Origin of the sequence: Paracoccus broussonetiae (assembly GCF_031854425.1) — a bacterium.
GTDB classification, from domain to species: domain Bacteria; phylum Pseudomonadota; class Alphaproteobacteria; order Rhodobacterales; family Rhodobacteraceae; genus Paracoccus; species Paracoccus broussonetiae.
Genome location: NZ_JAVRQI010000012.1, coordinates 94,966 through 107,244, shown reverse-complemented (window position 1 = coordinate 107,244; position 12,279 = coordinate 94,966). Strand labels below are relative to the sequence as shown.

At 62.0% G+C, this 12,279-nt stretch carries 13 protein-coding genes and 2 tRNA genes; 7 read left to right on the top strand and 8 right to left on the bottom strand.

What is annotated here, in order from left to right; genetic code table 11:
- Positions 1 to 15: 15 nt before the first annotated feature.
- Complete coding sequence (locus RM190_RS15900) at positions 16 to 1,179, bottom strand: L,D-transpeptidase family protein (protein WP_311760446.1); 1,164 nt, start codon at positions 1,177 to 1,179, stop codon at positions 16 to 18.
- A gap of 33 nt (positions 1,180 to 1,212) precedes the next feature.
- Positions 1,213 to 1,611, bottom strand: a complete 399-nt coding sequence (locus tag RM190_RS15895) for a hypothetical protein (protein WP_311760445.1) — start codon at positions 1,609 to 1,611, stop codon at positions 1,213 to 1,215.
- A gap of 369 nt (positions 1,612 to 1,980) precedes the next feature.
- Here RM190_RS15895 and RM190_RS15890 point away from each other — a divergent pair, with 369 nt between their 5' ends.
- Positions 1,981 to 2,541, top strand: coding sequence for a YcbK family protein (locus tag RM190_RS15890; protein ID WP_311760444.1), 561 nt, complete (start codon positions 1,981 to 1,983; stop codon positions 2,539 to 2,541).
- 78 nt (positions 2,542 to 2,619) lie between these two features.
- On the opposite strand, the gene RM190_RS15885 is transcribed toward RM190_RS15890, so the two are convergent.
- Both RM190_RS15885 and RM190_RS15880 read right to left on the bottom strand, forming a co-directional pair.
- Positions 2,620 to 3,372 (bottom strand): SseB family protein, encoded by a 753-nt coding sequence (locus tag RM190_RS15885; RefSeq protein ID WP_311760443.1) that lies wholly within the window; start codon positions 3,370 to 3,372, stop codon positions 2,620 to 2,622.
- Positions 3,332 to 3,961, bottom strand: a complete 630-nt coding sequence (locus RM190_RS15880) for a uracil-DNA glycosylase family protein (protein WP_311760442.1) — start codon at positions 3,959 to 3,961, stop codon at positions 3,332 to 3,334. Before RM190_RS15880 ends, RM190_RS15885 begins: the two co-directional genes overlap by 41 nt.
- Before the next feature lie 208 nt (positions 3,962 to 4,169).
- Here RM190_RS15880 and RM190_RS15875 point away from each other — a divergent pair, with 208 nt between their 5' ends.
- Genes RM190_RS15875 through kdsA form a run of 3 tightly spaced genes read left to right on the top strand, consistent with a single transcriptional unit; the run spans position 4,170 to position 7,370 of the window.
- Positions 4,170 to 4,823, top strand: a complete 654-nt coding sequence (locus tag RM190_RS15875; RefSeq protein ID WP_311760441.1) for an ABC transporter ATP-binding protein — start codon at positions 4,170 to 4,172, stop codon at positions 4,821 to 4,823.
- Entirely contained in the window at positions 4,807 to 6,540 is a 1,734-nt protein-coding gene (locus tag RM190_RS15870; RefSeq protein WP_311760440.1) for a capsule biosynthesis protein, read from the top strand. The genes RM190_RS15875 and RM190_RS15870 overlap by 17 nt, the downstream gene beginning before the upstream one ends.
- Entirely contained in the window at positions 6,537 to 7,370 is an 834-nt protein-coding gene (gene kdsA, locus RM190_RS15865; protein WP_311760439.1) for a 3-deoxy-8-phosphooctulonate synthase, read from the top strand. The genes RM190_RS15870 and kdsA overlap by 4 nt, the downstream gene beginning before the upstream one ends.
- Positions 7,371 to 7,374: 4 nt before the next feature.
- Here the strand turns inward: kdsA and RM190_RS15860 are convergent, their stop codons facing one another.
- Positions 7,375 to 8,610 carry a BaiN/RdsA family NAD(P)/FAD-dependent oxidoreductase gene (locus tag RM190_RS15860; RefSeq protein ID WP_311760438.1) on the bottom strand — a complete coding sequence of 412 codons (1,236 nt, stop codon included), beginning with the start codon at positions 8,608 to 8,610 and terminating at the stop codon, positions 7,375 to 7,377.
- 98 nt (positions 8,611 to 8,708) lie between these two features.
- On the opposite strand from RM190_RS15860, the gene RM190_RS15855 reads away from it, so the two are divergent.
- The 3 genes from RM190_RS15855 to RM190_RS15845 all read left to right on the top strand — a co-directional run bounded on the left by RM190_RS15855 (position 8,709) and on the right by RM190_RS15845 (position 11,126).
- Positions 8,709 to 8,783: transfer RNA gene (locus tag RM190_RS15855), tRNA-Gln, on the top strand.
- Between the two features lie 308 nt (positions 8,784 to 9,091).
- On the top strand, positions 9,092 to 10,024 hold the full coding sequence (locus tag RM190_RS15850; protein WP_311760437.1) for a transferrin-binding protein-like solute binding protein: 933 nt from the start codon (positions 9,092 to 9,094) through the stop codon (positions 10,022 to 10,024).
- A gap of 34 nt (positions 10,025 to 10,058) precedes the next feature.
- Positions 10,059 to 11,126 carry a lipocalin gene (locus tag RM190_RS15845; protein WP_311760436.1) on the top strand — a complete coding sequence of 356 codons (1,068 nt, stop codon included), beginning with the start codon at positions 10,059 to 10,061 and terminating at the stop codon, positions 11,124 to 11,126.
- Between the two features lie 79 nt (positions 11,127 to 11,205).
- On the opposite strand, the gene RM190_RS15840 is transcribed toward RM190_RS15845, so the two are convergent.
- The 3 genes from RM190_RS15840 to RM190_RS15830 form a co-directional block, all read right to left on the bottom strand.
- Entirely contained in the window at positions 11,206 to 11,577 is a 372-nt protein-coding gene (locus tag RM190_RS15840; RefSeq protein ID WP_311760435.1) for a YgiW/YdeI family stress tolerance OB fold protein, read from the bottom strand.
- 138 nt (positions 11,578 to 11,715) lie between these two features.
- A complete protein-coding gene (locus RM190_RS15835) occupies positions 11,716 to 11,922 on the bottom strand; it encodes a hypothetical protein (RefSeq protein ID WP_311760434.1) in 207 nt (68 codons plus the stop codon).
- Between the two features lie 234 nt (positions 11,923 to 12,156).
- Positions 12,157 to 12,232, bottom strand: a tRNA-Ile gene (locus RM190_RS15830).
- Between the last annotated feature and the right edge of the window lie 47 nt (positions 12,233 to 12,279).

Sequence of the window (12,279 nt, the reverse complement as noted above, 5' to 3'; positions counted from 1 at the left end):
TTTCCTGGGGATGATCTAGTTGGAGCGCGCTCCAGAATCCAGACTGCTGTCGAGTCCCACCTTCGCAAGCGCCGCCTGAACCTCGGCATCGCGGCCATAGATGTCGGGATAACGGCGGATATCGCCGTTCTCATCCGGGAACGCGGTGAAATAGACCAGATGAACCGGCAGGTGCCCGTTCAGCGTCAAATAGGATTCGCGGCCCGAGTTCAGCGCCTTCGAGAAGGTCGCCTCGGGGTTCGAGAATTCGCCCTTCAGCAACTCATGCGCCAGTTCGACCGGTCGGGCGACACGAATGCAGCCATGCGAATAGGCGCGGCTCGACTGGTTGAACAGGTGCTTGGTCGGGGTGTCGTGCAGATAGATGTTCCAGGGATTGGGGAACATGAACTTCACGATACCCAAGGCATTGTCATCGCTGGGCTTCTGACGCATCCGATAGGGAAAGTTGGCGGCCGTATAGCGGCTGAAATCGATGCGGTCGCGCGGGATCACGTTCCCTGCACGGTCAACCACGTCCAGATGGCTGACCGCATTCCTGTTCGCCTTGAGCCGCGGCAGGTACTCCTTGATCGTGATCGAACGCGGCACGTTCCAGCGCGGGTTCACCACGACATACTTCATGTCCTCTGTGAATTCCGGGGTCTCCAGCGTATCATCCGCTTTACCGATCACGACCCGCGTCGAAAAGACTGGCTCGCCATTTTCGACGATCGCCGCGTTGAATGTGGGCAGGTTCACCCAGACATGGCGGATGGACAAATCCTGATCCTGCATCCAGCGCATCCGTTCCAGCGCGACCAGAATGGCCGTCGCCTCGGGACCGACGCCGCGGTTGAGGCGGGCAATCGTGCGCGGCCCGGCAATGCCGTCCGCGGGCAGCCCCGCCTCGGTCTGGAAGGCTGCAACGGCGCTGGCCAAGGGCGCATCGAACTGCTCCTGTGCCCCTTCGGGCGCCGCGGCGAACCCGATCGCGGCCAGCCGGTTGCGCAGCAAGGGCACCGTGGGGTCGACCTCGCCCGGACGCAGCATCGCTTCGGGGACGCGGGGCGTGCCGGGTGGAGCCGCAAGCTTTGACATGCGCGCCAGCGCGGCCTGAAGCGCAAGATAGGGGCGGTTCTGGGGCGCGAGGCTCGCCAGATAGGCGGCAGGATCGGCGCTGGCCGTGAACTGCCGCATCAACTCACCGGTCGGGGGCCGCTTGACGCTGCGCTAGATCGCCGGGTCGACTTTGGTCGGCTCCAGCAACCCGCCGGTCATGTCATGCGTCCAGCGGGCAAAGGCGCGGGCAAAGGCAAGTTCCCCCTCAAGTCCCTGACCGCCCTTCGCGTCGATCTCGGCCAGCGCGGCGGGGTTGTACCGTTGCGCGGGCAGACCATGCGCGCCCGCCTGTCCCACCGCGGCGATCAGGGCGTGGCGGCGAATGGCTCCAGCCTCTCCCTGGAAGATCGGCTTCAGGCTGTTCGAGCCATAGAAATCGGCCAGTCCCGGATTCCCCGAGACCGCATCCGCAAGCGCCATTTCATCGTCCGAAAAGACCAGCCGGGGTGCAGGCAGCGCGGCAATCGCAGCCGCTTCAAGCCCTTGCGCCAGAACCGGCGCTGTCTGCATCGCCCCGGCGAACGCCAGAAGGACGATTGCAACCTTAGAACGAATCAACCGCGAGGCCATGGCCTTGAACTTATCCCCAGTTTCCTTCCTGTTCTCCTGCCACCGGCCGAGGATGGGGTCCAGCGCCTGTGGCCGATTTGTCTCGGGCTGATGCGGCGGGAACACGCCTGTCAGATAAGTTACGGAACGGGTTCCGATTTAACTTTGACGTAGGCGGAATCTTGCCGAAAATGGCGGATGTCCGCTGGCTGCGGAATCAAATGCTTCCCTCGGCTCGCGGGCTGGTGACATATTGTTAATCAGTTCCGACTAGATCGGGATAGCCGGGAAAGCCCGGTAAAACAAACGAAGCAGGACAGGCGATCTGACATGACGTTTGAAACTATCTCGCGTCGCGGCATCCTTGGTGTGTTCGCGACGACGACGGTGGCAGCAGCGCCGGTTATGGCCAATGCCTTCGGTCTCATGAGGGGCGCCGGCGATGTTCGTCGCGTCCGCATGTATTCGGGACGCACCGGGGAAAGCATCGACACGGTCTACTGGGTCGATGGAAAGTACATCCGCGACGCCTTGAATGAAATCAACGTGTTCATGCGCGATTGGCGCACGGGCCAGGTGATCGGGATCGACCCGCGCACCGTCGATATTGCCGCAGCCTCGCACCGGCTGCTGCAGACCAACGAACCCTACATGATGCTGTCGGGCTATCGCTCGCCCCAGACCAATGCGATGCTCCGTTCGCGGTCGTCGGGGGTGGCGCGCAACTCGCTGCACATGGTGGGCAAGGCTGCTGACCTGCGCCTGAAATCGCGTTCGGTCTCGCAGATGTACAAGGCTGCTTCTGCCTGCCAGGCAGGTGGCGTCGGCAAATACTCGCGCTCTAATTTCGTGCACATGGACTGTGGTCCGCTGCGGCACTGGGGCGCCTGATCACAAACGGACACGTTTGTGCGATCACGCTAAGACCCGCCCTTTGGGGCGGGTTTTTGCGTTTCAGGATGGCCCGACTCAGCGAAGCCTGGGCGGGGCGTTCGGATCGCGCTTGGGCGCGGGCTGCGGTTCCTCGGGAGCCGGGGGAACCAGAATCAATGCGTCCCGCGAATGCTCGACATCCGAAAATGCCAGATCAATCCCACCGTCGACCTCGGGTAGAAAGGCGAACAACTCGGCAAAGGCCTTGGCAACGGCGGGACGGCGCGAATCATCAACACCCTTCAGAATCAGGGTGTGATTGCCGCGGCCATCCGCCCACTCCGCTTGAACAAGCGCCGCGGACTCAACCAGCCCGACCATATCCCCCAGCCGAAGCGAGATCGGCTCGGCCAGCGCCTGGACGACGGCAGTGCGCGGCGGCTGGATGCGACGCGGCGCCTCGTCCGGGGCCAGGCTTGGTTCAGCCAGCAATGCCCGACCCAGCCAGGCCAGTGCATCCGCATCCAGCAGCATTTGCGACGGCTGTCCGGGATTGACCAGAAGACCGCGATTTTCCGTCACCAGCGCTGCCGCGAGGACGCGCCCCGGCAATGCAACATAGGCGACGGGTCCGCCGATGAAATCCGCCAGACGGTCTTCTGCATCGCAGGCCAGCGCCGCGGGACCATCCTCAAGCGGAAATATCCGAAGCTCGGCGCGGTCATCCGCGGGCTCCTCGATCAAGGCCGCGAAAAGCTCGGTATCGGCCAGCCGCGACAGGATGCGCGCGCGCCGGGCCGGATCGGCCTCATGGAAGGGGATCGGGCAAAGCAGGTCCAGAGGTGTCATCGGTCTCTCTCAGGATTTGGTCCACGGCGTGGCGCAGCTCTGGCAGCAGCTCGGCCTCGAACCAGGGATTGCGTTTCAGCCAGCCGGTATTTCGCCACGACGGATGAGGCAAGGGAAAGATCACCGGAGCATGGTCCCGCCAACGCCGCACCGTTTCGGTCACCCCGCCCTTTGCGGCGGAGCCAAGGTGCCAGCGCTGCGCATGGCCCCCGACCAGAATCAGAAGCCCTGGGGAAAGCTGTTCCATGACCCGTTCGTGCCATGTGGCCGAACAAATCGGCGGTGGCGGCAGATCCGCGCCCCTGGCGTCATATCCGGGAAAGCAAAACGCCATCGGGACGACCGCCACCCGCGAACGGTCATAGAAGATGTCTTCATCGATACCGGTCCAGTCCCGCAGCCGATCCCCGGAACGGTCGGCGAACGGCCTGCCCGCAAGATGAACCCGCATCCCCGGCGCCTGCCCCGCAATCAGGATCGGGGCACCCGGCCGGAACCACACCACCGGGCGGGGCGCGTGCCGCGTCGCGGTCGCAGCAAAGCGGGGCGCGCAAAGCCGACAATTCCGGATCTGGTTAATCAGTGTCATGCCCCGGAAAATATGCCGTGAAAGTGATGTTGGAAGGGCCTTGGCGATCACGAAGGGGCCAGCGACTTGCCCCAGACTGTGGACAGCCGCATCACGCGCGCCTATTGTCCCGCTTGTTGCTGCGGCCGCACGGTCGCCGGCACGATCAATGATGCAAACGCCCTACCCTGCGGCCCGCAACGTCGCAGACTGGCATTCTGGACACCAGATGATCGAATTCGACAATGTCTCCAAATCGTTCTGGACCGGCAAGCAGCGCAAGGTGATCCTCGATCAGGCGTCTTTCCGGGTCGAGCTTGGCAGGTCCGTGGGCATCCTTGCCCCGAACGGAACGGGCAAGACCACCCTGATCAACATGATGTGCGGGCTGGAAAAGCCCGATGAGGGCACGATCCGCACGACCTGCCGTGTCTCGTTCCCGCTGGGTTTCATGGGTGGCGTCACCAGTTCGCTCAGCGCGAATGAAAATGCCCGCTACATCGCCCGCATCTATGGGCTGGATCCCGACTATGTCGAGGCGTTCTGCCGCTGGCTGACAGATATCAAGGAATATTTCGACATGCCGGTCGGGACCTACAGTTCGGGCATGAAGTCGCGCTTCACCTTTTCGCTGATGCTGGCATTGGAGTTTGACATTTACCTGATCGACGAAGGGATGCCCGCCACGACGGATGTGGAATTCAACCGCAAGGCGGGCTCGGTCCTATTTGACCGGCTGAAGTCGTCGACCGTCGTTGTCGTGTCGCACCAGGCCCGGACCATCGAGAAATTCTGCAGCTCAGCCGCGGTTCTGCGCGACGGGAAGCTTTATCAGTTTGAAACCCTCGAAGAGGCAAAGCAATATTATGACTACACCGCCTAAGGCGCGCGTTTATCGCGTCAGCCGCGAGGAATCCATTCTGGCGGTCACCCGTGGTTCCGGATCGGTCGAGACCGCCCGCAAGGTGCAGGTCGAGGTCCGGAGTCGCGAGGACGCAAAGCAGCAGGTTGCCGCTGATCCCTCGCGTCTTTTTGCACCGGATGAGGAAGACGACGGCTTTGGCGACATGCGTTTCCCCGGCGCGAGTCCCCGGGCCGAGGCAGCCCCTGCTTCGGGGATCGAGGATCGCATCGCCGCCGTCCAGGCCGAGAATTTGACCGCGCGGCAATTGCGCATGGCGCGCCGCATCGCTGCCATGCATGAAATCGACGTGGCGTCCGATCAGGAAGCCGTGGTGGTCCTGCGCGAACGGGGCATCGACCCATTCCACCGCGCGGCCGTGGGACAGATCCTGTCCGGCCAGCCGCAGGCGCAACCGCAGGGAAAGGCGGGCATGCCGGTTCCCGCGCAGAAACCCGGCGCGCTGAAACGCCGCGGGACCGAGATCGTACCCCTTCCCCCCGGCGGCGGCGGTCCCAAACTGCCCTCGCGTGAAGCGCTGACCGAAGACAAGCGCGCCGCCGAGATCATGCGCATCCAGAAGGACATCGCCCGTCGCAGGCGGCGCAAGCTGACCATGCTGGCGGCCCGGCTTTTCGCCTTCGTGCTGATCCCGACGATTTGCGCGGGTATCTATTACTTCAACTTCGCCACGCCGCTTTACGCCACCAATTCGCAATTTCAGATTCAGCAAGCCGACCAAAGCAATGCGGGCAGCCTTGGCAGCCTGTTCAGCGGAACGCAGCTTGCGACCAACACGGATTCTGTTTCGGTGCAAAGCTATCTGACATCGCGCGACGCAATGATGCGTCTCGATAGGGAGCAGGGCTTCCGCCAGGCGTTCCAGAGCACGTCGATCGATCCGTTGCTGCGGCTTGCGCAGGATGCCAGCTATGAACAGACCTACAAGCTGTACAAGAACTCGGTGAAAATCGGCTACGACCCGACCGAAGGCGTCATCAACATGGAGGTGGTCGCGCCCGATCCGAAACTCAGCCAGGACTTCTCGGTCGCACTCATCAAATACGCCGAAGGCCAGGTCGACCAGATGACCGCCCGCCTGCGGGAAGACCAGATGAAGGGAGCGATAGAAAGCTATGCCACCGCGGAAGCCAAGGTAAAGGAAGCGCAGACCCAGGTGCAGCAACTGCAAGAGCGTCTTGGCGTCCTTGACCCCGTGGCCGAAGGCAGCGTCATCATGGGTCACGTCACCGAGCTTGAGCGTCAGCTTGCCCAGAAGAAACTGGAACTGGGGCAGCTTCAGGCCAACGCACGTCCCAATCGCAGCCGCGTCAACGGTGTGCAGGGCGATATCGAGCGGCTTGAACAGATGCTGACCGAAACCCGCAGCCAGCTGACCGAGGGCAACAACACCCGCGGCTCTCTGGCGACGATCTCGGGGCAGATCCGGATCGCGGAATCCGATCTCGTGACGCGCCAGCAGCTTCTGGCCGCGGCCGCCGCGCAGATGGAAACCGCACGGATCGAGGCGAACAAGCAGGTCCGTTATCTTTCGCTGTCCGTGGCCCCCGTCGCCCCGGATGAGGCGACCTATCCCAAGGCCTTCCAGAACACGATCGTGGCCTTTCTGATTTTCTCCGGCATCTACCTGATGCTGTCCCTCACTGCATCGATCCTGCGTGAACAGGTGTCCACATGAACCATGTCAAAATCCGCAATGTCACTTTCGGGAACGATCTGCCCCTTGGGCTGATCGCCGGTCCCTGCCAGCTTGAAACGCTGGACCACGCGCTGATGATCGCGGAGACGATCGCAAAGGCAGCTGCCAAGGCCGGTGCCGGCTTTGTCTTCAAGGCCAGCTACGACAAGGCAAACCGTACCTCGCTGTCCGGCAGGCGCGGTGTCGGGATGGAGGAAGGACTGCGGATGCTGGAAGAGGTCCGCAATCGCATCGGTTGCCCGGTGCTGACCGACATCCACGACATCCCTCAGGCCCGTGCGGCCGGGGCGGTCGTGGATGTGGTCCAGATCCCGGCCTTCCTGTGCCGCCAGACCGACCTTCTGCTGGCCGCGGGCGAAAGCGGGGCGGCTGTGAACATCAAGAAGGGGCAGTTCCTAGCCCCCTGGGACATGCCGAACGTCGCGGACAAGGTTGCCTCGACCGGCAATGACCGGATCATGCTGACCGAGCGCGGCGCAAGCTTTGGCTACAACACCCTTGTGGCCGACATGCGCAGCCTTCCGATCATGGCGCGGACGGGCTGGCCGGTCATCATGGACGCCACCCATTCCGTCCAGCAGCCGGGCGGACAGGGCGGATCATCCGGCGGACAGCGCGAATTCGCACCCGTGATGGCACGTGCCGCAGTCTCGCTGGGGGTCGCGGGCGTCTTTATCGAGACGCACCAGGACCCCGACCACGCGCCCTCGGACGGTCCGAACATGATCCATCTGGACCGGATGCCCGCGCTGATCGAATCCCTGATGCGGTTCGATGCGCTGGCCAAATCCGATCCGGTGATGGGCTGAGGCGTCAGTCCGCAGCAGCACTCGATACCGCGGCCGAGACGATCCCCTTGGCCGCGGCATGGGCCGATGCCCAGGCCCATTGGAAATTGTATCCGCCAAGCCAGCCGGTAACGTCCACGACCTCACCGATGAAATACAGCCCCGGCTGGCTGCGGGCCTGCATGTCCCGCGCGTCCAGATCGCGGCAATCGACCCCGCCCAATGTGACTTCTGCCGTGCGCCACCCCTCGGAGCCGACCGGCCGCAGGCGCCAGCGGTGAACACGCTGGGACAGGCTTTCGATCCTCGGATTGGGCTGGTCTGCCAATCTCGCACCATCAAGACGCAATTCTGTCGTGATCGCATCGGCCAGCCTTGCGGGCAGGATCCGGGCCAATGCGGTCCCAACCGCAATACGCCCGCCCTGACCGCGCTGTGTCTTCAGCTCTTCGGCCGTGTTTCGCCCTGGGGCAAGATCAACCAGTATGTCGTCGCCCGGCTTCCAGAAGCTTGAGATCTGCAGGATAGCCGGCCCGGAAAGGCCCCGATGCGTGAAAAGCAGCCCGTCACGGAACCGGGTCGCCGAGCGTCCCTCGCCATGGCTGACCTCGGCTTCAACCGAGACGCCCGCCAAGGGACGGCACAGGTCGAGGTCCTGCTCGGCAAAGGTCAGCGGGACCAGCGCCGCGCGCGGTTCGATCAGGCGCAAACCGAACTGGCGCGCCAGGTCATAGCCGAATCCGGTCGCGCCCATCTTTGGAATGGACTTCCCCCCCGTTGCCACGACGACGTTGCGGGCCTGGACGGGACCGCGACTGGTCGCGACCAGATAGCCACCTTCGCGCGGCTCGACAGCGTTGATCGCAGTCTCCAGCCACAATTGGGCGCCCCGCATCCGGTTCAGCAGCATGTCGATGATCTGGCGCGCAGAATCGTCACAGAAAAGCTGACCCAGAGTCTTCTCGTGCCACGCGATTCCGTGCCGATCGACCATCGCGACGAATTCCGACGCCGGATATCCGGCAAGTGCCGAGGCGCAGAACCGCGGATTTTGGGAAAGGAACCGGTCCCGCCCGGTCGCAAGGTTGGTAAAATTGCACCGCCCACCGCCCGAGATCCTGATCTTCTCGCCCGGCGCGCGCGCGTGATCGATGACCAGCACACGCGGCTTTTCGGGGCTCTTCGCCAGTTCCAGAATCGATCCGGCACAGAAAAGTCCGGCTGCGCCAGCGCCAAGGATAAGGGTGTCGACATGTTCCATGATGGGGCGATTAAACGTCCTCAAACTTGCCCACAAGAAATTTCGAAAAAGGCTCTTGCACCCCCCCGCCGCCTTGGATAGATACCCCTCCACAGAGTTGGGGCGTGGCCAAGTGGTAAGGCAACGGTTTTTGGTACCGTGTACCGTAGGTTCGAATCCTACCGCCCCAGCCAACTTTCCTAAGATGATGATCTGACAGGATTAACCGGCGCGAGATCGCTGGACGGATGCCGGTATTGCGGCCCCTCCGAGCATGTTTCCGCATTTTTTCCGCACTTGCCGCGTTACTGTAGGAATGCCTCGAAACACATTGGATTCGCTTTGCTATTCCAGGCGTTCATCGCACTGCCGAGCGAACGCACAGGAAGCGCAAAAAATCCCCCAAGCATACTGTCACATCCGCGCGTGCTTGAAGGCTCGGATACCCAAGTCTCGCCCCGGAAGGGTCCGCAAGTCGGCCATAGCCGTGCAGGAAAATGCGTTGGAGCATTCTCTGCGGTGCGAATTTTTTCAGCAGATTTCACGCTTCGCCGGGCTGTTATCCGTTGTGCATGCCGGGATTCTTTTGCAGCTCTCGCATCGCTATTTTTCAGGGACGAAACTTGCGATCGACAGGCGCTGCGCCGTTCTATTTTCCTGCTTTACCTTGGCCGCTTGCGGCGGCGGTGGCGGCGGTTCGTCGTCTGGCGCGGGCACATCCGCTGGGTTCGAAGGAACGAAACCCGCAAACCTGACATTTGCGGCGGTTGCCGCCACGTCGCTCGGGTCGGTTTCAACCTCGTCCAACCCCGCCAGCTATGATCCGAAATCCGGCAATATCTCCACTGGATCCCAGGGCTTTTCGGGGACTGTGGCAGAAGGCCAGTGGCGGACAGATGGGAAGGGCAACCGCCTGCGCATGACCAGTCCGGCAGGCACAAAGTTCGTGCGCCAAGTTGACATGGTCGAAGCGCGTGGCAACCAGAACTGGCACCGGGGCGTCATCGGATTTGAAACCCAGAGCATGCCCAAATCCGGCAAGATGACCTACGCTGGCACCACAAGCGGCCAGGCAATGAAGTTCGGTGTGGATGAAGGCCCCACCCTTACCGATTTCGATGGCAAGGTTCGGGTCCAGGCGGATATTGCAAGCGGCAAGGGGAACTACCGCATCAGCGACGTTCGGGCGACCGATGGGACCAGCCCGGCCCCGTTTCGCAGCCTGAGCAGCGATTTCTCGATCAGCGGCAACCGAATTTCGTCGGACCAGTCTAGCACAAGGATGGATTCCGGACCAGGCCAGCCAATGGGTCGGCCTTGGCACAGCGTCACGAATGGCGCCTTCTATGGCCCCAATGCGGCGGAAGTCGGGGCGGGCTACCAGGTCATGTCCACCGAAAGCCGCATCAACGGCGCATTTGTGGCGAAGCGCTGAGCGCATATTCCGGACCAGCCTACGAATTCCTTGAATGACCAGTATTTTCCGGCTGCTCGGTGGGCTTGCCACCCGGGCCGTAACCGCCGGCCTGATTCTTGCCTTTTCGGTGGGGGTCGGGCTTGCAGCATCCGACGAAGCGCTGCTTTCCGGTTCGGAACGTTTGCTGTTTGCAACTCTTGGACGCGATCGGCCAGACGGGGGCGCAGACCTTTACCGACAGATTGGCTTTGGCTTTGGGCTTGGCTATCAGGATCACGCAGAGCCGCTGATGACGGCACTGTGGCTTAGCCCCGTTCTGTACTGGGATCCGAACGTCAATAACGGCCTGTCGCGAGACAGACTGGTAATCTCGGAGATGGAATTCCTTCTGCCCTCCGAAATGGTCGCCCGTGACGGCATCGTCTATGGGTTCGAAGCGGGGGCCACCCAACGGTGGGCCGTCGCGCCAGGCCTGACGCTGCAGCCTGAAATCGGCTTGTCGCTCACCAATGCGGACGCGTGGGACGAACCTGCGAAGGCCGCGCGCGCTTCGCTTTGCGCTGTTCGGACCATCGAAGCAGGACGGTGGACGACGCTTTGCCTTCAACAATCGCATTATAGTGGCGGCGCAAGCCAGACGATCAACCAAACCGACCTGCTCATCGGGCAGGACGTTTTCCTTGGGGGGACCGCGGGTGGGACCGCACATTTGCTGGGCGTAACTGCCTGGCGCAGCTTTCTGCCCGAAGGGCACCGCGACTCGGTCGGCCTGCACCTTGTTTCGGCTTGGCCCGGTTTTGGCAGTACAGATCTGAATGTCGAGGTGGGAAGCCGTCTTCCGGAGGTAGAGAGCCGGACAAGATATGTCGGTGCATCCGTCACGAAAATACTTTTCGGCCGACCGACCGAGTTCACGGCCTACGCCGACAAGCGCGAAGGCGGCCACTTTCTGGGGGAAATCGTGGTTGAACACGGTGTCGGCATAGGGTTCGCTCGCCCCGTCAACGACCGGCTCAAGATCGAGGTCATGGCCGAAAAGTCGAGGTCGAATGCAGATGCTTACAACAGTTCCGGCATCTCGGTCCGTTTCATGATGCCGTCCCTGAGCTTCTATCGCTAGCGGTGATCCGGGGCGTTCCAACCGCCTCCGGGATCGATCATGAACCGCTAGTGAAAGGGGTTCGCCTCTTGCTGCCTGATCATTTCATAATGGTGACGTGATCGACATCGATGTCAGCTTCCTTCCGAAGATGGGTATCGACCTCACCCTGGATGCGGAGAACGGTATTCTCGTCGATGTCACCTATCGGAAAATCGTCCTGGTCAATTTCCACCCGGATCTCTCCGGTGCCGTCACTGAAGGTATAGGCTTCCTTCTCGATCTGGCGGATCAGCTTCCCTTCAAGTTGTACGCCCACGTCGTCCTTGGGATCTGCAAGGATCTCCTTCACCGTGGTCGCGGCATATGTTCCGTCCTGGCCCTGCTTCAGGTCCGAGGGACCGCTGTACTGGGCAAACGCCGCCGCACCGGAAGCAAAAATGATGGCGGTTGCCAACAAGATGTTCTTCATCGCATTTCTCCTTGTCCGTCAGCCGAACGAACTCGCATCGCGAAAGGTTCGCGGCGCAATCGCACCCCGTCTACAGAAGCTGCTACGCCCCTCCGTGCGCCTGCAGATGGCAGACGCAATCGTCGCTGCCGGACTGCTTCAGCGTCCGAGCAGGATCACGGACATGTGGATGTCGATTTCGTCAGGAGACAGGTCTTTCGCCATCGGATGGATTCCTGCAAGCGCAGATCGCACGGAATGCGCCGTGCGTCCCATACCTTGCTCGTCAATGTCCCTGATGGTGTCCGTGGTGATGACGGCACCATCCACTTTTCGTCTGGCCGTGTAGCGGTAGCATCGTGCCATGTCGCGACTCCTCTCCGGCTGAACTTGAGAGAAACTATCGGTCGTTTTGGGCAGGTCCGTCCAACCTTTTTTGAGAGCGTTAAGGACGAGCGCAATGAAACTCGTGCCCCGACTGCCTTGTGGCTGCCAAGATCACGGGCCGGAAATCACCATTTCAGAAGCGCGAATTGTCCCTTACGCGCGGCGAGAACAACCGGTGTAAGACGATTTAGCCAGTAAAAAAGATGGATGGGGTGGTAGGCGCGGAGGGATTTGAACCCCCAACCAAGGCGTTATGAGCGCCCTGCTCTAACCGTTGAGCTACACGCCCGAACCGAGATGTGACCTAGGACGCCAGGGCGGCCGTCGTCAAGGCAC